Origin of the sequence: Mesorhizobium sp. M7D.F.Ca.US.004.01.2.1, from assembly GCF_003997785.1 — a bacterium.
In the GTDB taxonomy this organism is placed as follows: Bacteria; Pseudomonadota; Alphaproteobacteria; order Rhizobiales; family Rhizobiaceae; genus Mesorhizobium; species Mesorhizobium loti.
This window is the reverse complement of record NZ_RZRQ01000109.1, coordinates 1-18,323: the sequence shown is the minus strand read 5'-3', so window position 1 is coordinate 18,323 and position 18,323 is coordinate 1. Positions and strand designations below refer to the sequence as shown.

The following is an 18,323-nucleotide window of genomic DNA, read 5'->3' as shown; positions in this document are numbered from 1 at the left end:
GGGCCCGAGCAGCGTGATGAATTCACCGCTGATAATGTCGAGATCGACAGCGTCGAGCCCGACGATGCCGCCGGGAAAAATCTTCGACACCGCCTGCAGCCGCACAAGGGAATCAGGCGCCATCGCGAACCTCGGACGGCTTCGTAGTGTTGACCCAGAGGATCTGGCAGCGCTCTGCGCCCGGATTGCGGAAGGCATGCAAAAGCGTGCTCTTGAACGCAAAACTGTCGCCGGCCTTCAGCACATATTTTGTCGAATCCACCACCAGTTCGACCTCGCCGGCCAGCACGAAGCCGAATTCATGGCCGGCATGCGCATAGGCCTCGGCGGTGCCGCCGCGGGCTTCCACCGTCACCAGCATGCCGGTCAGCGTCGCGCCCGGCGGCGACAGCAGCGCCTTGGCAATGCCTTCCGATTTCACCGGGATTTGCCGCCGCTTGTCGGCACGCACGCAATAGAGATCGTTGGCCGCATCGTTGCCGTCGGCGATCAGCGCCGACGGCTCGATGTCGAGGGCGGCGGCGAGCGGCCAGATCACCTTGACGCGCAGCGAGGACATGCCGCGCTCGATCTGGCTCAGTGCCCCGATCGACACGCCAGCTTTTGCGGCAAGATCGGCCAGCGACAGATTGCGCTCCAGCCGCAGCGCCCGCACGCGCCGGCCGACGCGAATGTCGGCATCGTCTTTCGGCTTCTCAGCCGCCTCGTCCAGCATGTCCATCAATTCCCGACCTCGTTTGCAGTGTCTCGGGTGACACCACGCGGCTAACGCCGCGCGGTGCTCTAAGGTTCAGCCGCCTGCCTTGACCTTTTCGAACATCTTGGCGAGGTCGTCATTCTGTTTCATCGGGCCGGTGAAGATGGTGGTCTTCAGCATCACTTCCGGGTCGGACGGCAGCTGCAATTTCTCCAGCTCTTCCTTCGGCACGGTGGCAAAGGCGGAACTCAGCGAGCTGCCATAGCCATAGGCCTCGATCAGGTATTTGCCGGAGTCGGCGTCCAGGCGGCTGTTGATGAAGTCATAGGCGAGATCGACGTTCTTGGCGTCCTTGAGCATGACGAAGCCGCAGGCCCAGGTCAGCATGCCTTCCTTCGGCTTCATGAACTCGACCGGCACTCCCTGCTTCTTCAGCGAGGTGGCGGACGCGTTCCAGGTCATGGCGGCGACCAATTGGCCGCTGGCCAGCGCCTGTTCGACGGAGGTCATGTCGGTGGTGTAGTTGGAGAGCAGCGGGCGCTGCTCGCGCAGCTTCTCGGCCACCTTGTCCATCTCGGCGGGCGTCATGTCGAACGGATTTACGCCGGCCAGAAGCGCGGCAACGATCGGCGTGTCATGCACCGCGTCGATGGTCGCCATGCGGCCTGCATACTGCTTGTCCCACAGAAGGTTCCAGCTCGCTTCCGGGTTCTTCACCAGATCGGTGCGGTAGAGGATCGAGGTGTTGCCCCAGTCCCACGGTACCATCCAGACCTTGCCGTCGCCGGCCTGCAGGTCGGGCAGGTTCTTGAACACAGGGAAGATCGAATCCCAGTTCTTGATGCGCTTGGTGTCGATCGGCTGCAGCAGGCCTTCCTTGTTCCAGCGCGCCACCTTGTCATAGCAGGGATGCGCAATGTCGGGGCGGAAGCCGGCCTTGACCTTGGTGAAGGCGTCATCGTCGTCGCCGAAGATCGAGGCCTCGACGCCATCGGGGTGCGCGGCGAGGAAGCTCTTGTTGAAATCGGGCAGTTCATAGCCCGACCAGGTGAAATACTGCAGCTTGTCGCCGGCGAAAGCGACGGTCGACGACAGCGCCAATGCCAGGGCGGCCAGTCCGGCCCGGGCCACTTTTCCGGATATCAGGTCGCCAGATTTCAGGTCGAATGCCATTGCAGTTCTCCTCTCTTGGTTTGTTTTGGTTGTGATGGATTCGCGGGTCTTGGCGCCGTGGCGGACAGGCCGCGATGGCGCAGGATTTCGGCTGCTGCGGCGATGACAAAGGACACCGCCAGGATCGACGTGCCCAGCGCCATGACCGTCGGCAGCGACTTTGGAAAACGCAGCTGGCTCCAGATGTAGAGCGGCAGCGTCGGCTCGGTGCCGGCCAGGAAGAAGACGACGATGAATTCGTCGAAGGAGATCAGGAAGGCCAGCATGAAGGCCGAAACGATGGCCGGCAGGCTGAGCGGCAGCATGACCCGCCGGAAGGTCGTCCAGTCGGAGGCACCGAGATCGAGAGCCGCCTCGCGAATGGTCTTCGGGATGGCGGCGAAGCGGCTGCGCATGATCACCACGGTCGTCGGCAGCGCGACCAATATGTGGCCAAGAACGATGGCAATGCGCGATGGCCCGAGACCGATGAGGTTGATGAGGATCAGCAACGATATGCCGACGATGACACCTGGGATCAGGATCGGCAGCCGGGCGATGGCGCTGATGGTGGCGGCCAGCGGCGAGCGGCCATAGAGGTCCATGTAGGACACGGTGATGCCGCAGAGCGTAGCACCTGTGGCGGCAATGGCGCCGATGACGAGGCTGTTCAAGAGCGCATTGGTCAGCGCCGAATTGCCGAACAAAGTCGCGTACCATTGCACGGTAAAGCCTTGCAGCGGAAACGCTGCCTGGATCGAGTTGTTGAAGGAAAACAGCGGGATCAGCAGGACCGGCAGATAGAGAAAGACCAGATAGGCAATGACGTAAGCGCCAAGCCAGCCGCCGCCTCGCTGTGTGTGCCGCCCCTCGCTCATGTGCGGCTGCCGAATCTGCGGTCGGCGAAGCGCGCGACCAGCACCACGCACAGGATGACCAGCATAACGGCGACGGAGAGTGCTGCGCCAAACGGCCAGTCATTGGCCTTGCCGAACTCAGCCTGGATCAGTGTGCCGATCATAGTGCTGGCCGGACCGCCGACGAGAGCCGGCGTGACATAATCGCCGACCGTCGGCACGAAGACGACGAGGGCTGCCGCCAGCACGCCCGGCATCGAATTGGGCAGCACGACACGGCGGAAAGAGGTGAATGGCCGCGCGCCAAGATCGGAAGCGGCCTCGACCAGCGATTTCGGTATGGTGTCCAGCGCCACATAGATCGGCAGGATGGCAAACGGCGCGTAGGCGTGCGCCAGCGTGACGACAACGGCGGCCGGCGTGTTGAGAAAAGCCAATGTCGGCTCGGACCAGATGCCGCTTTCGATCAGCGCCGAGTTCAGCACGCCATTGTAGGCGAGCACGATCTTCCAGGCGAAAACGCGCAGGAGATAGCTGGTCCAGAACGGCAGCGTCACCAGGAACAGCAATAGCCCGCGCCGCCGGCCGGCGTGGAAGGCAAGGTAGTAGGCGACGGGATAGGCAGTAACGACGGTCGCCAGCGTGACCAAGGCGGCAATGACCAGCGAGCGCAGCGTCACCGTCCAGTACAGCGGATCGGACACGACCGTGACAAAATTCGCCACGGTGAAACCGGCGCCGAGCAGCGAACCGTCATTGGTGCGGAAGGCGAGCAAAAGCACGAGACCAAGGGCAAACAGGATCAGCAGGAAAGTGACCAGAGCGCCCGGCAGCAGCATGGCGACCCGGAAGCCCTGAGAAGACCGGGCCTCTGGCGCTGATGTTGCAACTAGGGTCGACATCGACCTGCCTATCGGAAATTTGAAATTAGCCTAGAGTTTTTCATATTCATGAAACTGTCAAGCAGAATCCCCTAACGGAATCCCATGGAGATGAATTGCCGTGGTCAGCGCTCCAGCGCATCGAGCAGGCGATACCAGGCGATGGTCGCGGCGACGCCGACCTGGCGGAAGGCGTGAAACGGGATCGGCCGGATCGGCGAGATCGGGAAGGGCAATTGCCTGGCGTCGCCACTTTGGAGATAGCCGGCGATGCGCTCGCCAAGCGCGGTCATCAGGCCGACACCACGGCCCTGGCAACCGACCACGGCGAGCAGGCCCTGCTCGGGCTCATGGATGTGCGGCAGGTGGTCCGGCGTCATCGCCACCCGGCCGAACCAGCGCCTCTCGATGGGGACGCCGGACAGCATGGGATAGAGCCGTACCAGTGCACGCTCGAGATGCGCCCAGTCGCCAGCGCTCGTCGGCAGCGCCATGCGGCCCCGTCCGCCAAGCACCAGCCGGCCGTCGGCGCTCTTGCGGTAGTAGACGAGGATGCGACGGGAATCCGACACCGCCTGCCCTTCCGGCAGGATCGTGGCCGCCAGATTGGGCGACAGCGGCTCCGTGGCGATCTGAAAGGAATGCAGCGGCACGATCGTCTGGGCGAGACCGGGGATCAGACCATCCGTATAGGCATTGGTCGCCAGCACGACTGCCTCTGCCTGCAATTCCGGGCCGTTTTCGGTCGAAATTCGCCAAATGCCGGCGGCATTGGTGAGCCGCACGACTTTTTGGCGCTCGGCTATCCTCACCCCAGCCGCGGCCGCGACACGGGCGAGTTCCGACGTGTAAGCGAGCGGATCGATGACACCGGCGCGGCGGTCGAGCCAGCCGCCGAGATAGCCCTGTGCACTGGTCTTGGCTGCGATCTCCGCCGCGCTCAGAAGCTGAACATCGGCGCCGCGCGCCCGCCATTGCCGGTCGCGGTTCGCCCCCGCCTTCAGCGCAACCTCGGTGTGCGCCGCCTGGATCCAGCCATTGCGAACGAACGGCACCGCCAGCTTCTCGTCGCGGATCAGTTCGAACACCGCATCGGCCGTCGACGCCGCGAAATTGACGAGCGCCTCGCCGCGCTCCGGACCAAAATGCTCCAGCAGCCATTCCGGATCATATTTCAGGCCGGGAATGACCTGGCCGCCATTGAGGCCCGATGCGCCCTGGCCGATCTCGCCAGCCTCCAGCACCTGCACCGACATGCCAAGCCCGGCGGCATGCAAAGCCGTCGACAGGCCCATAATGCCGCCGCCGACAATGACGACATCGGCCTTTTCGCCGCTAGGAAAAAGCGATTGAAACTTGGAAGTCGCCTGCGGCTTGTGCCAGATCGGATCGGAGAATGGTGCGGGCAAGGGTCACCTAGGATTCATTGGCAAAATGAAAATCCTAGATGTGATTTCACTATTTTGAAAGTGGGTTTTGATCCGGCGGCTCACAGATCGGAGCCCGAGGGGGTTTCCCGGCACAGCGAGTAGCGTCGGATAAAACAACGCTCCTCCTGCCGTATGGACGCGCGAGTCCTTGCCCGGAATTGTGGAGATTGCCGCCGCAGGATCCGGCAAGTTGCCGTCTTGGGATAGTTGGGTAGAGCTATCTCATCCGAACCGGTTGGTCGGCATGCCCCGAACGCCTGTCCGCACCGCGAACAATCCGCCCTCTTGCGGATTTGCCTGCAAGTGTCCCCTGCTCATGGTAAATCGCGCCGACGTGACGAAGAGAGTATCGAAATTCTCGCCACCAAAAGCGCAACTCGTAGGCCAGCTGCAGGGCAGGTCCACGACCTTGTCGAGAACTCCACCCGGAGAAATGCGGACGAGGCAGCCGCCGCCCGCAACGCGGCAATTCCAGACATAGCCCTCCGCATCCATGCACGACCCATCTGGCAGACCGCGCGGAAAACCCGAGAAGAAAAGTCGCCTGTCGGTTATTCGCGATTGCACCCTATCCCAGCGATAGCGGAATATCTGGTTCTTCGTCGTATCCGCCGTGATGAAAGTATCATCCGCCGTCCAGATCATGGTGTTGGTGATGCCGAAACGATCGGCGCTGAGCGCCTCCACAATGCCGGTCGTGTCGACGCGATAGATCTGCCCCGCATCTCGCGAGATATCGCGCGGAAGATCGTCCGGGCCGATATTGTTTTCCATGGTTCCGACCCACAATGAGCCGTCTGGGGCGACCACGCCCTCATTCAACCGTGTGTCCGGGCTATCCGGTTCGATCGTCGCGATGGTCCTGAAGGTTTCCCCGAAATCCCACAGCGCCACATCTTTTCGCAGCCCGACGATTGCGCCACCGTTCCGGCACAGGCCGATCGAGGTTGCGAGGTCCGGTGCTTGCCAGCTCCGGTGATCGAGAGTGTCCGGATCGAGCTGGTGGATACGCCGCCCGATAATATCCACCCAGATCAGTGTTTTCCTGTTTTCGTCCCAGATCAGGCTCTCGCCGACGACATCCCGGGCATCGAACACGAAAATCGCCTGCATCTCTCCGCTATCCATGAATTGCCTCGTTTGTCGCGCTTATTGACTTCACTTGACAGACAGCATTTCACAAAGATATAGGCATTTCAAGAAAACATGTCATACAGGTTGAGGGCAAATGGTGGCCAATCGTAGCATGATGCCGGACGAGACCAATCCCGGGCTGGTCAGCGCCGCTATCCAGGCCATCACCCAATACATCCGCGTTGAAGGCCTCGGCCCTGGCGACCTCTTGCCCAGCGAAGCCGATATGACCCGCAGGCTCAGCGTCTCGCGGACAGTGGTGCGGGAGGCGTTTCGATCGCTGTCGGCGATGCGCCTCATCGATATGAGCGCCGGTCGGCGCGCCAGCGTCGCCAAGCTCGACATCGGTGCCATGTCGATGGTGATCGAGCACGGCGTCACCACCGAACAGATCAGCGTCCACCAGGTTTATGATGTTCGCCGCACCATCGAAATGCGCACGGTGGCGCTCGCCGCACTCCGGCGGAGTGATGCCGAGGCGGCTGAAATACAAGAATACGCGCGACTGATGCGCGAGAACTATCATGCGCCCGAGATCGTCATGGAGCACGACATCGCATTCCATGAGGCGATCGCGCGGGCCTCTCACAACCCGGTGTTCTCGTTGATCATCACCGCCTTCAGCGGGGTCACGCGACGCACCTGGGTGATCGGCTGGCGTACACGCGCCTCCGTGGAAGATCAGATCAAGATGATCGAGGGGCACGCAGATATTGCCCGGGCGATCATCGCGGGAAATCCGCAACTTGCCGCCGAACACATGGCCGCGCATTTCGACAAAAGCGTCAAGGCGCTGACCGACGCGGGGATCGCATGAAAATCCGCGCGATCGAGACCATTCGCATCGAAGAGCGACCCAATCTGCTCTGGGTCGAGGTGCACACCGACGAAGGCATCACCGGCCTTGGCGAAACATTCTTCATGGCGCGCACGGTCGCGGAATACCTGCACGAATATGTTGCGCCACGCGTCATCGGCCGCGATCCCCTGCAGATCGATCTGCTTTCCGCGGATCTGGTTGGCTATCTCGGTTTCCGCTCGAGTGGCGTCGAGGTTCGCGGCAATTCCGCCTTCGACATCGCGCTCTGGGACATTTTCGGCAAGGCGACAAACCAGCCGATAGCGCAGCTTCTTGGAGGCTTTTCACGGCAGTCCATCCGCACCTACAACACTTGCGCCGGCACCGAATACATCAAGGACGGCAAGGGACAGACCACCGCAAACTATGGTCTCGGCACAAAGCAAGGCTACGACGACCTGAACGGGTTTCTCCACCGCGCCGACGAATTGGCGGCGGAGCTCCTTGAAGACGGTATCACGGCCATGAAGATCTGGCCCTTCGACCATGCCGCCGAGAAAAGCAGGGGGCAGGATATCAGCGCCGCCGACCTCAAGGCTGCGTTGCAGCCTTTCGAGAAGATCCGCAGGGCGGTCGGCGACAGGATCGACATCATGGTCGAGTTCCATTCGATGTGGCAGCTCCTGCCCGCGATCAAGATCGCAAAGGCGCTCGCACCTTATGGCACATACTGGCACGAGGATCCGATCCGCATGGACAGCCTCGGCGATCTCAAGCGCTATGAGGCAGCGAGCCCGGCGCCGATCTCGGCGTCAGAAACCTTGGGCAGTCGCTGGGCATTCCGGGATCTGCTGGAGACCGGCGCTGCAGGCATCGTGATGTTGGACATTTCCTGGTGCGGCGGACTTTCGGAAGCACGCAAGATCGCCGCGATGGCGGAGGCCTGGCACCTGCCGGTCGCCCCGCACGACTGCACCGGGCCCGTGGTTCTGGCGGCGTCCACACATTTGTCTCTCAACGCGCCCAACGCACTCGTACAGGAGAGTGTGAGGGCATTCTACCGGACCTGGTATCGCGACCTTGTGACCGCGCTGCCTGAAGTCAAGGACGGCATGATCACCGTGCCGCCCGGCCCGGGCCTCGGGCTGGAACTCAATCCCGACCTCGGTCGGGCCTACACCGTCCATCGCCGCGTCTCCGACAAGGCGGACATCTGAAGTACACTCAACGGGAGGAATAGTAATGAAACGACTGACTGCAACGCTTTTGCTCGCTACGACACTGTTCGCCGGGCCTTCCATCGCCAGCGCTGATGGGCTCAACATCGTCTTTACGCACCATTCGTCGGCCTCGAACACCTTCTGGCAGGCGGTGAAGAAGGGCTATGACGATGCCTGCGGCAAGGTCGAAGCCAAGTGCAACATGATCTTCACGCAGACCGAGGGTTCGGTCGAGCAGCAGCTCGCCAACATGCGCGCAGCACTTGCCGCCAAGCCGGATGCCTTGCTGACCTCGATCGTCGACAACAAGGCGTTCGACGACGTCATCAAGGAAGCGCGAGACGCCGGCGTCCTGGTGATTGCGGTCAATGTCGATGACACGGAAGGCGCCAAGGGCAATGCCCGGCAGGCCTTCATAGGGCAAGGTTTCAAGCCGGCGGGCTATTCGCTCGGCAAGGCGATTTCCGAGAGCTTCCCGAAAGAAGGGCCGATCAAGGTTCTGGTCGGCATTTCCGCACCCGGCCAGAACTGGTCGGAAAGTCGCGGCGCAGGCGTGATGCAGTTCCTGGAAGAGTACAAGGCCGCCCATCCCGACCGCCAGGTCTCATGGGAGCGGATCGACAGCGGAACGGACCTTGCGGTCACGTCCGATCGTGTCGGCGCCTATCTCAACGCGCATCCCGACACCACAGCCTATTTCGACACCGGCTTCTGGTGCGCGGGCGTTGCGCGGTCCCTGCAGGACCGCGGTGTCGCGCCCGGCAAGGTCCTCCTTGGCGGCTTCGATCTGGTGCCGGAAGTCCTGCAGCAGATGCAGAAGGGCTATGTGCAGGCCCTGGTGGACCAGCAGCCCTACATGCAAGGCTTCATGCCAGTGATGGAAGCCTACCTGAACAAGAAGGTGGGCCTGGCACCCTCCGACATCGATACGGGCCAGGGCATCGTACGCCCGGACCAGGCTGATGCGATCATGGCGCTTTCCGCGCAAGGTCTGCGCTAGGCCCACACGCGCCATGTGTTCACCCGGCGGCGCCCGCGCCGCCGGGTGGTCCCTCGCCTCAATTCCTGGAGCCTGCCTTGAAACGCCTCTTCAAGACCTATCTGGAAAAACCGGAACTGGCTGGACTGATCCTGCTGGTGCTTCTGGTGGTGATTTTCGAGATCCGCTCGGACGGCGTGTTCCTCAACCAGGACAACCTTCGTGGCATACTCGGCATTCTGCCGGAAACGGGCCTCGTCGCCATCGGCGTCACGATCCTGATGATCAGCGGCGAGTTCGACCTGTCGGTTGGATCGGTGTTTGCGCTGATGCCGATGTCCATGGCCGTCCTCATGGTCGAGGGTGTGCCTTTCCCGCTCGCGTTGCTGACCGGCCTTGGCGTTTGCGCGGTCATCGGCTTCATCAACGGCTATGTGACGATCCGGTTCGAGATTCCGAGCTTCATCACCACGCTTGGCATGCTGTTCATAGCCCGGTCGCTGACGATCGTCGTTTCGGGCGGGTTTCCACCGCTGCTTCCCGCTGATCTGCCGAACTGGCTGTTCACCTCGTTTGTCGGTCCCGGCCACATGTTCCGCATGTCGTTCCTGTGGTTTGTGGGAATTGCCGTGCTGACGTCGCTGATGCTTTCCCGAACCAATTTCGGCAACTGGATAAAGGCCACCGGTGGCTTCCATCCCGCTGCCGCCTCGATGGGCATTCCGACCGCAAGGGTGAAACTCGCATGCTTCATGCTTTGCTCGATGCTGTCCGGTTTCGCCGGCATGTTGCAGGTGCTGAGACTCGGCTCTCCTCTGCCTTCCATCGGCGAGGGTCTGGAACTCCAGGCAGTCGCCTCGGCGGTCATCGGCGGCGCTTCGCTGGCAGGCGGCATCGGTACGGTCGCAGGCGGCATCATCGGCACGATCCTCATCCGCATTATCGACAACGGGCTTGTGCTCTCGCAAGTCGATGCGAACTGGTTCAAATTCGCGATCGGCTTCCTGACCATCTTCGCCGTCGTCGCCAATGCCTGGATGCGCAAGCGTGCCAAGGCGATCAAGATGGAGAATTGAGATATGGACGACGCGATCATCTCCGTCCGCAATCTTCACAAATGGTACTCGGGCGTCCATGCGCTGAAGGGCGTGAGCCTCGACTTCAAGCGGGGCGAGGCGCTCGGGCTGATTGGCGACAATGGTGCCGGCAAATCGACGCTCATCAACATTCTGTCCGGCGTCCAAACGGCCGATGAGGGCGAAATCCTGGTCGACGGCAAGCTGGTGCGGATCGCCAGGCCGCGCGATGCGATGAACCTCGGTATCGAGACCATCTACCAATACAATTCCATGGTTCCCACCATGTCGATTGCCAGGAACCTGTTTATCGGGCGGGAACCGACGCGGTTTTCCGTGTTCGGCGTGGGCATCCTCGACCAGAAGAAGATGGGCAGCGAAAGCATCAAGGCGATCGCCAATGTCGATCTGCATCTGCGCTCGCCCGATGCGCTGGTCGGCGAACTGTCAGGGGGCCAGCGGCAGGGCGTCGCCATCGCGCGCGCCATGCACTTCAAGTCGAAGGTGATGATCCTCGACGAGCCGACCAACCATCTGTCGGTGAAGGAAACGCAGAAGGTGATCGGCTTTGTTCGCGGCTTGAAGGAGCAGGGTGTCACCGGCGTCTTCATCAGCCACAACATGCACCACGTTTTTGACTGCTGTGATCGTGTGGTCGCGATGGCGCGCGGCGAGGTCGTGCTCGACAAGCGCATCGAGGAAACCTCCATCGACGAAGTCCACAACGTGCTTTGAGAAGCGGGGAATGGTGATGACGAACCTTTCCGGCAAAGTTGCGCTGCTGACGGGCGGTCTGGGTTCGCTCGGCCGTGCCCAGGCTGCCGCACTCGCTCGCGCCGGCGCTCGCGTGCTTTTGCTTGACCGCCCTGAGACTGTCGAAGGACCTGGGATCGCCGCTGAATTGGCGTCGGCAAGCAAGGGTGCGATCGTCTATATCGGCTGCGACTTGAACCAGTTGGCCGAAGCCGAAGCGGTGGTCAGGGCGCTCGCCGACGAAGAAGGCGCGATCGACATTTTGATCAACAACGCGGCGCTTATCATCAACCGTCCCTTCGAGGACTTTTCACTTACCGAATATGAGGACCAGATCCGCGTGAATTCCTCGGCTGCCTTCGCGCTGGCGCGCGCCTGCGCTCCTGGCATGAAGAAGAAGGGCCACGGGAGGATCGTCAATTTCTGTTCGGTGACGCTGAACGGCCGCTGGGAGGGTTACGTGCCTTATGTAGCCTCGAAGGGCGCCATGCTGGGTCTCACGAAGTCGCTGGCGCGGGAATTGGGACCGCACGGCATTACCGTGAACGCAGTGTCGCCGGGCGCTGTCGTTTCCGAGGCGGAGGAGCGCGTTTTCGGGGAACGGCTCCAGGAATACAACGACTGGATTCTGACCAACCAGAGCTTGAAGCATCGCATCGAGCCGCGGCACGTCGCCGATCTCGTGCTGTTCATTGTTTCCCCGGCCTCGGACATGATCAGCGGCCAGAACATCAGCGTCGATGGTGGCTGGTAGAAGTGGCTTTCCGTCGATGACAAACAGTGATGCGGTCGAGCTTGCCGACGGGCGCGCAAGCCTAGTGGTGAGCCCTCGCCAGGGCGCCGCCATCCTGCGCTACGACGCGCTGCGCCCCGGCCGGGTGCCCACGCCTGTTATCAAGCCATCGACGGGCCTGCTGAAGTTCGGGTCCCAACTGTTGATTCCATGGTCGAACCGTATTTCCGGCGGGGGCTTCGAGTTCGAAGGGCGCTACCATGCGATCGAACCCAATGTCGAAGGCGAGCCGTTCCCGCTCCATGGCGACGGTTTTCAAAGGCCGTGGCGGCTGACACGACGAACCGGCACTGAAATGGAGCTGGTTTTGGAAAACGGTGCAATCGGGCCCTATCGCTACCATGCAAGTGTCCGCTACGCGCTGGAGGATGGCGCGCTGGCCGCGGCCCTGACCGTCGAGAACCGCGCCGCCATGTGCTTGCCCTACGGGCTCGGCTTCCATCCCTGGTTTCCGCGCAGCCCACACACCTCGCTCCAGGCATCGGCGACAAGGATCTGGCTGGAGGACGAACGCCATCTGCCGACGGCGGTTGTGCCGCTCGCCTCCCGCCCGGACTGGGATTTCTCGCAAGCTGTGCCCCTTCCCGACACCTGGGTCAACAATGCGTTTGAAGGCTGGGACGGCCGTGCGTCGATCGCCCAGCCGGATGACGCCATCATTGTCACGGTCGAGGCATCGTCGACGCTGAACGTCTTCGTCCTTTATTCGCCGGCACGAGATGCCGATTTCTTCTGTTTCGAACCGGTTTCACATGTCGTGGACGCCCATCACGGCAGCGGCCTGACCGCGCTGGAACAGGGCAGATCGACAAGCGCGCATTTGCGTCTACGCTGGGATGGACTGTAGCGCCGAATCGAGAGTTGCTAGGCGGCGTTCTTCGGCGCAGGGACATGGCCTGTCCGACTTGAAGAAGAGACCATGGCACTCCACAATGTTGAAACATCCTGCCCTATGACGAGAGAGTAGTGACGAACATGATCTTTCTGCCTGATGACGATGGTGTCTTCCTCGGCCGCGCTCGATCACCGGCCGCGCCCCATCCCCTGGTGGTCACGGTCCGCGACGGCACGGTTTTCGACATCACGTCGCGTGCGGCACCGACTGTGCGTGACATCTGCGAGATGCCGGATCCTGCCGGCCATGTGCTATCCGCCAAGGGCAGACCGATCGGATCGCTCGATGACATCGCCGCCAACAGTTTTGAGGCCAAGCGCGATCCGGCAAAACCGTACCTGCTCTCCCCGGTCGACCTGCAGGCGGTCAAGGCCTCGGGCGTCACCTTCGTCGTCAGCCTGCTGGAACGGGTGATCGAGGAACAGGCGCGCGGTTCGGCTGAAAAAGCCGACGCCATCCGCGCCGACATTGCCGGACTGATCGGCCACGATCTGTCGAAGCTGAAGCCCGGTTCGCCCGAAGCAATGGAGATCAAGGCCAAGCTCATCGCGCGCGGCGCCTGGTCGCAATATCTTGAAGTGGGCATCGGCCCCGATGCCGAGATCTTCACCAAATGCCAGCCGATGGCCTCGGTCGGCTTCGGCGCCGATGTCGGCCTGCACCCGGTGTCGACCTGGAACAATCCGGAGCCCGAGATCGCCATGATCGCCGCCTCGAGCGGCAGGATCGTCGGCGCCACTATCGGCAATGACGTCAATCTGCGCGATGTCGAAGGGCGTTCGGCGCTGCTGCTCGGAAAGGCCAAGGACAACAATGCCTCGGCCGCCCTCGGCCCCTTCATCCGCCTGTTCGACGACACATTCTCGATCGATGACGTCAAGCGGGCCGTCGTGCGCCTGAAGGTCGAGGGCGAGGACGGGTTTTCGCTGGAGGGCGCAAGCTCGATGGCCGAGATCAGCCGCTCGCCGGAAGAACTGGTTGCCGCCGCCATGGGCTCGCACCACCAGTATCCGGATGGGCTGGCCCTCTATCTCGGCACCATGTTCGTGCCGGCAAAGGACCGCGCCAAGTCCGGCGGCGGCTTTACCACACGCTTGCGGCAGGTGGCCTGATCTAACCAAGCGGACTGGGAGCGCACCGTGACAATGCCATCTCATGGATTGTAGCAAGTACAGCGGCGTCACCCGCGATCGGCTCCTATTCCCGTATTGCCACGGTAGCAGCCCCAAGGGCTGAACGTGCCAGCGATCGCCGCCGGTATCTGCTAGGCTAGGCTTGTTTGGGCTTCCACCACATTGCGGGTCCTAGCGCCCGCTCACGGGCGAAGTTGCGCTATTGGAAACCTAGGATGCGGAGAGCCGTCTGTATTGCTCGCGTGCATGATTTAGTCTCCCCCCACCCGCCGGAGGCAGATGGTCGTCCCAATCCAAGGGCTACAGGCGCATCGAAATCCGCGTCTGTGGACTTGTAACGCACGATACCATGTCCAACGGCATCAAAAGAAGCCTTCAGGGCTCGTCCTGTCAGTGCACGCTCGCACCGATGTGATGTTGCGCTGCGAATTACGGACATGTCATGCATTCCAATGACAGCGATGCGATAAAACTTCTCTCCGACATCATCGCCTTCCCCAGCATTGCCGGGAGTTCGAATCTGGCGCTGATTGCGTACCTGGAAAATTTGCTCGCTACCCACGGGGCGGTTTGCCACAGAGTCTATTCGCCTGACGGCACACGCTCCAACTTGTACGCAACGATCGGCCCGATGGTGGAGGGCGGCATTGTTCTTTCTGGACATACCGATGTCGTGCCGACCGAAGGCCAAAGCTGGACGAGTGATCCCTTCAAGCTGACCGAGAGAAGCGGAAAACTCTACGGACGCGGAACCTGCGACATGAAGGGCTTTCTGGCTTGCGCCCTGTCCCTGCTTCCAACCATGGCTGCGGCGAACTTGAAGCGACCTGTCCATTTCGCATTCTCCTATGACGAAGAACTGGGCTGCCTCGGCGCGCCCAGCATGATCGAAGAGATGGCAAGGGCGCTGCCGACGCCGCTGGCGGTGGTTGTCGGGGAGCCAACCCAGAACAGGGTCGTTAGCAGCCACAAAGGGTGTCTGGACTTCACCACGACCGTGCGTGGGCAGTCTATTCATTCGAGCCTGAACCATCGTGGCGTCAATGCAATCTCCTATGCGGCCAAACTGATTGGCTGGCTCGATGATCGGCAAGCGTACTGTGCCGCCAATACGCCACCAAGCGATGTCCTGGATCCGCCGTTTACGACGTTTCACTGTGGCCTGATCAATGGCGGGACCGCGTCGAACATTGTCCCTTCAAGATGCGTGTTCACGACTGATATCCGCAGTGCGCCGCATGACAACGCTCTAGACCACCTGGCTGCATACCGACGCCTCGTCGAAGAGGACCTCCTACCTGGTATGCATAGAATTTCGCCCGGATGCGGTATCGACATAGAGGTTCAGGCCCACATTCCCGCCTTCGATCTGGATTCCGGCAGTCCTGCTGAAGCGCTACTTCGTCGACTTACAGGCGACAACGCTATCCGCGCCAAAGGGAGCGTTACCGAGGCTGGTCAGTTTCAGAAAGCAGGATTTTCCACGGTCATATGCGGACCCGGTTCGATCGAGCAGGCGCATTTGGCTGACGAGTTCGTGACGCGAGCCGATATCGAAAAGTCCACCCAAATCCTAATGGATCTCGTCCAGACTCTCGTAAGTGCGTGAGCGGCTTTATACTCCAGAAACAAGGAGAGTTCGCATGCCAAAAGCGTTTGAAAAATCTGAATTCGTACAGCGTCTTGTCCGCGTGAAACGCCAAATGGTCTCTGCTGGTATAGATGTATTATGCGTCGCAAATCCGGCAAATATTGATTACATGACGGGTTACAACGTCAATTCGTACAGCAATATTCAAGCTGTGATCGTTGACTTGAGCGACGACCAGCCTCACTGGTTAGGGCGGTTCATGGACACTGGTGGCGCCCTTGAACTGACGTATCTGGATCAGGACCACGTTCACCACTACGTGGATAGTTTTGTTGATGCTGTAGACAAGCACCCATTTGACGCGGTCGTGGCTCTGATCACCTCACGAGGCCTGGGCTCGAAACGCATTGGCGTGGAGAAGCAAACCTTTTTCATGCAACCGCGATCTGTCGAGGTTCTACAGGCCGAGCTCCCAAATGCGACCATCACGGACGCGTCTTCGGTTGTGAATTGGGTCAGGACCGTCAAGACGCCGGCGGAACTCGAGTACATAAGACAAGCCGGAATTTTGACCGACTTGGGTATTGTCGCAGCTTACGAGGCCATTCAGGTTGGTCTTCGCGGCAGTGACGCAGCTGCGGAAATCCTTTACGCGCTCACCAAGGGCACCAAGGAGTATGGCGGTTTTTCGACCCATCCGCTGATGATGCCCACAGGTCGAGAATTCTCAAAAACCTACCATACGTCCTGGTCAGACGCGCGCTACGAAGCAAACACATCGACAGGTTTGGAATTTTCGGCGAATCGCCACAGATATTCAGCTCCATTGGCTAGAACAGTCTACCTGGGAAAGCCCCCTGAAGACTTCTTGCGGGCCGCTTCCATAATGATCGAGGGCCTTGACGCCCTGGTGGACGGTCTCAAGGCAGGAATGACCGGAGAGGAGGGGGAGCGCCTCTGGCGGGATGTCGCCATCCGGCAAGGCGTCGATAAGGATGCCCGAATTGGTTACGCGGTAGGCCTCGAATATCCTCCGACCTGGGGAGAACAGACCATCAGTTTGCGGCCGGGGGAAACCCGTCTGTTGCAGGAAGGCATGGTCATCCATCTCATACCCTCGCTGATGAGTGGAGACTGGGGACTCGAAATCAGCGAAACGGTAATCATCGGAGCAAGCGGAGCAACACGGCTTTCGAAGCTCGCTCCTGACGTTGTGATCAAGTCTTGAGGGATGATCGGGCATCCCTTCGATGGTCTGCCATCGCGCACTGAAGTCGTTGTTATTGGCGGCGGCATTGTCGGGGCGATAGCTGCCCTGGAATTCGCGGAGCGCGGTATTCCTGTTGTGCTGTTCGAGAAAGGTCGATTTGGGGGCGAGCAATCGGGGTTGAACCTTGGCTGGTGTCGGCAGCTTGGGCGCGACATTCGTGAACTGCCAATGTCCATAAAGGCCCTGAGCCTTTGGGCCGGCATGAATGCGCGAGTCCAAGGCGAAACTGGCTTCCGCCGCGCAGGTATTGTTGAGGTCGCGTCTTCCCCCAATCAACTTGATCAGTTTCACGCTCGCATTAAGTCACTGGGTGACATGGCGGATCCGATGGGATTGCGCTGTTTGGATGGAGCTGCCCTGTCCACGCTGCTGCCTGGCGCATCCACTGTCCAGGCAGGCGGTCTATATTGCCAGACGGACGGCAGGGCCGAGCCCACTCTTGCCACAGGCGCAATCTTGCAAGGCGCCAAGCGCGCTGGTGCGATTTTGATAGACCAGTGCGCCGTCAGAGGCTTTGAGACATTCAATGGCAAAATCGGCGGCGTCACCACGGAACAAGGATTGATCGGGTGCAGCTCGGTTGTTCTGGCAGGGGGACTGTGGTCACGCCATCTGTTGAGGTCGATAGGAATTCCCTTTCCCCAGCTGATCGTCTCCGAAACTTTGCTGCGAACCACACCTGTCGAGACTGGGCATGTCCCTGCTATGACAACGGGCCGGGTTGCACACAGACCGCGGCTTGATGGTGGGTATGTAATTGCTCATGAAACCAATACAGTCGCCGACATTATTCCAGCCTCATTCCGCTATTTCCCAGAGTTCTTTCCAACGCTGCTGAAAGAGCGCTCGCGTCTCCGCTTCCGGTTGGGAAAAGCGTTCTGGCGGGAGGCGATGCTGCCCCGGCTTTGGGCAGGCTCTGAACGTTCCCCTTTTGAGCGGTTCAGAGCCCTCAAAGCCGAAGTTTCCAGCAAGCACGTCGTCAGCGTGTTGATTTCCACTGAGAACTGACCCGGTAGCACGGGATATTTCCATCGAGAATTGACCCATGTTTGAACCTTGCCCTGCTTGTTTTCAGCGGGGGTTACGGAGTGATCGACATGGCGTTATTGAGCGTGATCCGACGCTGGCATTTACGAGAGCATCTATCGATCCGGGAGATTGGCCGCAGGACCGGCCTGTCCCGGAATACCATCCGCAAATACCTGCGCCTGGGCGGCGTGGAACCGAAGTTCAAAGTGCCTGACCGGCCGAGCAAGCTTGATCCGTTTGCGGACCGGTTGTCGGCCTGGCTGAAGACAGAAGCCAAAAAGAACCGCAAGCAGAAGCGCACCCTGAAGCAGTTGCATGCCGACCTGATGAACCTTGGCTATGAGGGGTCTTATGGTCGTGTTGCCGCTTTCGCTCGGGAGTGGAAGGCCGATTTACAGAGAGAGTTGCAAACGACAGGGCGCGGGACATTCGTGCCGCTTGCGTTCGATCCGGGTGAAGCATTCCAGTTCGACTGGTCGGAGGACTGGGCGATCATCGGCAATGAACGAGCTATGGCTGAAACTGGGTGATGACGGTTTGAGAAGGGCGACGTATCGAGGCGGGTGATGAAGCCTGCCAGAACCTCTCAAGGAGAGCGATACGCCATGAACGAGACTATCAACATTGTTCGCCT

The 18,323-nt window shown here is 60.7% G+C and carries 17 protein-coding genes and 2 pseudogenes; 12 read left to right on the top strand and 7 right to left on the bottom strand.

The features are described from left to right. From EN993_RS38445 to EN993_RS16790, 7 genes and pseudogenes are all read right to left on the bottom strand, one after another. Window positions 1-123, bottom strand: a pseudogene (locus tag EN993_RS38445) (ABC transporter ATP-binding protein); the annotation flags it as partial. After that, window positions 113-721, bottom strand: coding sequence for a cupin domain-containing protein (locus EN993_RS16815; RefSeq protein WP_109662080.1), 609 nt, complete (start codon window positions 719-721; stop codon window positions 113-115). The pseudogene EN993_RS38445 and the gene EN993_RS16815, both read right to left, overlap by 11 nt. 69 nt (window positions 722-790) lie before the next feature. Then, window positions 791-1,870, bottom strand: a complete 1,080-nt coding sequence (locus tag EN993_RS16810; RefSeq protein ID WP_127264221.1) for an ABC transporter substrate-binding protein — start codon at window positions 1,868-1,870, stop codon at window positions 791-793. Beyond that, on the bottom strand, window positions 1,855-2,727 hold the full coding sequence (locus tag EN993_RS16805) for an ABC transporter permease (protein WP_127264219.1): 873 nt from the start codon (window positions 2,725-2,727) through the stop codon (window positions 1,855-1,857). Before EN993_RS16805 ends, EN993_RS16810 begins: the two co-directional genes overlap by 16 nt. After that, a complete protein-coding gene (locus tag EN993_RS16800) occupies window positions 2,724-3,608 on the bottom strand; it encodes an ABC transporter permease (RefSeq protein ID WP_127264217.1) in 885 nt (294 codons plus the stop codon). Before EN993_RS16800 ends, EN993_RS16805 begins: the two co-directional genes overlap by 4 nt. A gap of 104 nt (window positions 3,609-3,712) precedes the next feature. Further along, window positions 3,713-4,996, bottom strand: a complete 1,284-nt coding sequence (locus tag EN993_RS16795) for an FAD-dependent oxidoreductase (RefSeq protein WP_127264215.1) — start codon at window positions 4,994-4,996, stop codon at window positions 3,713-3,715. 243 nt (window positions 4,997-5,239) lie between these two features. After that, complete coding sequence (locus tag EN993_RS16790; RefSeq protein ID WP_109662069.1) at window positions 5,240-6,145, bottom strand: SMP-30/gluconolactonase/LRE family protein; 906 nt, start codon at window positions 6,143-6,145, stop codon at window positions 5,240-5,242. Between the two features lie 100 nt (window positions 6,146-6,245). On the opposite strand from EN993_RS16790, the gene EN993_RS16785 reads away from it, so the two are divergent. The 12 genes and pseudogenes from EN993_RS16785 to EN993_RS16730 form a co-directional block, all read left to right on the top strand. Next, window positions 6,246-6,968 (top strand): FadR/GntR family transcriptional regulator, encoded by a 723-nt coding sequence (locus EN993_RS16785; RefSeq protein WP_109662067.1) that lies wholly within the window; start codon window positions 6,246-6,248, stop codon window positions 6,966-6,968. Further along, the gene (locus EN993_RS16780; protein WP_109662065.1) at window positions 6,965-8,167 is read left to right on the top strand and encodes a mandelate racemase/muconate lactonizing enzyme family protein; all 1,203 of its coding nucleotides are present in this window, start codon (window positions 6,965-6,967) and stop codon (window positions 8,165-8,167) included. The genes EN993_RS16785 and EN993_RS16780 overlap by 4 nt, the downstream gene beginning before the upstream one ends. Window positions 8,168-8,192: 25 nt before the next feature. After that, window positions 8,193-9,170 carry a sugar ABC transporter substrate-binding protein gene (locus tag EN993_RS16775; RefSeq protein ID WP_109662062.1) on the top strand — a complete coding sequence of 326 codons (978 nt, stop codon included), beginning with the start codon at window positions 8,193-8,195 and terminating at the stop codon, window positions 9,168-9,170. A gap of 77 nt (window positions 9,171-9,247) precedes the next feature. Next, a complete protein-coding gene (locus tag EN993_RS16770) occupies window positions 9,248-10,225 on the top strand; it encodes an ABC transporter permease (RefSeq protein ID WP_109662061.1) in 978 nt (325 codons plus the stop codon). Between the two features lie 3 nt (window positions 10,226-10,228). Next, window positions 10,229-10,960, top strand: a complete 732-nt coding sequence (locus EN993_RS16765; protein WP_109662060.1) for an ATP-binding cassette domain-containing protein — start codon at window positions 10,229-10,231, stop codon at window positions 10,958-10,960. Window positions 10,961-10,976: 16 nt separating this feature from the next. Next, window positions 10,977-11,732, top strand: a complete 756-nt coding sequence (locus tag EN993_RS16760) for an SDR family oxidoreductase (RefSeq protein WP_109663286.1) — start codon at window positions 10,977-10,979, stop codon at window positions 11,730-11,732. A 16-nt stretch (window positions 11,733-11,748) separates the two neighbouring features. After that, a complete protein-coding gene (locus EN993_RS16755) occupies window positions 11,749-12,618 on the top strand; it encodes an aldose 1-epimerase (protein ID WP_127264213.1) in 870 nt (289 codons plus the stop codon). Window positions 12,619-12,737: 119 nt separating this feature from the next. Further along, window positions 12,738-13,778: a fumarylacetoacetate hydrolase family protein gene (locus EN993_RS16750; RefSeq protein ID WP_245468859.1), complete on the top strand. Its 1,041-nt coding sequence runs from the start codon at window positions 12,738-12,740 to the stop codon at window positions 13,776-13,778. A 463-nt stretch (window positions 13,779-14,241) separates the two neighbouring features. After that, window positions 14,242-15,408 (top strand): acetylornithine deacetylase, encoded by a 1,167-nt coding sequence (gene argE, locus EN993_RS16745; RefSeq protein ID WP_127264211.1) that lies wholly within the window; start codon window positions 14,242-14,244, stop codon window positions 15,406-15,408. A gap of 34 nt (window positions 15,409-15,442) precedes the next feature. Next, window positions 15,443-16,618 carry a Xaa-Pro peptidase family protein gene (locus tag EN993_RS16740; protein WP_127264209.1) on the top strand — a complete coding sequence of 392 codons (1,176 nt, stop codon included), beginning with the start codon at window positions 15,443-15,445 and terminating at the stop codon, window positions 16,616-16,618. 3 nt (window positions 16,619-16,621) lie between these two features. Beyond that, entirely contained in the window at window positions 16,622-17,668 is a 1,047-nt protein-coding gene (locus tag EN993_RS16735; RefSeq protein ID WP_127264207.1) for an FAD-dependent oxidoreductase, read from the top strand. 89 nt (window positions 17,669-17,757) lie between these two features. After that, window positions 17,758-18,189, top strand: a pseudogene (locus EN993_RS16730) (IS21 family transposase); the annotation flags it as partial. Between the last annotated feature and the right edge of the window lie 134 nt (window positions 18,190-18,323).

Coding starts and splice junctions, on each gene's coding strand:
- EN993_RS16815 (WP_109662080.1), bottom strand. CDS start 721: ATGGACATGCTGGACGAGGCGGCTGAGAAGCCGAAAGACGATGCCGAC.
- EN993_RS16810 (WP_127264221.1), bottom strand. CDS start 1,870: ATGGCATTCGACCTGAAATCTGGCGACCTGATATCCGGAAAAGTGGCC.
- EN993_RS16805 (WP_127264219.1), bottom strand. CDS start 2,727: ATGAGCGAGGGGCGGCACACACAGCGAGGCGGCGGCTGGCTTGGCGCT.
- EN993_RS16800 (WP_127264217.1), bottom strand. CDS start 3,608: ATGTCGACCCTAGTTGCAACATCAGCGCCAGAGGCCCGGTCTTCTCAG.
- EN993_RS16790 (WP_109662069.1), bottom strand. CDS start 6,145: ATGGATAGCGGAGAGATGCAGGCGATTTTCGTGTTCGATGCCCGGGAT.
- EN993_RS16785 (WP_109662067.1), top strand. CDS start 6,246: ATGGTGGCCAATCGTAGCATGATGCCGGACGAGACCAATCCCGGGCTG.
- EN993_RS16780 (WP_109662065.1), top strand. CDS start 6,965: ATGAAAATCCGCGCGATCGAGACCATTCGCATCGAAGAGCGACCCAAT.
- EN993_RS16775 (WP_109662062.1), top strand. CDS start 8,193: ATGAAACGACTGACTGCAACGCTTTTGCTCGCTACGACACTGTTCGCC.
- EN993_RS16765 (WP_109662060.1), top strand. CDS start 10,229: ATGGACGACGCGATCATCTCCGTCCGCAATCTTCACAAATGGTACTCG.
- EN993_RS16760 (WP_109663286.1), top strand. CDS start 10,977: ATGACGAACCTTTCCGGCAAAGTTGCGCTGCTGACGGGCGGTCTGGGT.
- EN993_RS16755 (WP_127264213.1), top strand. CDS start 11,749: ATGACAAACAGTGATGCGGTCGAGCTTGCCGACGGGCGCGCAAGCCTA.
- argE (WP_127264211.1), top strand. CDS start 14,242: ATGCATTCCAATGACAGCGATGCGATAAAACTTCTCTCCGACATCATC.
- EN993_RS16740 (WP_127264209.1), top strand. CDS start 15,443: ATGCCAAAAGCGTTTGAAAAATCTGAATTCGTACAGCGTCTTGTCCGC.
- EN993_RS16735 (WP_127264207.1), top strand. CDS start 16,622: ATGATCGGGCATCCCTTCGATGGTCTGCCATCGCGCACTGAAGTCGTT.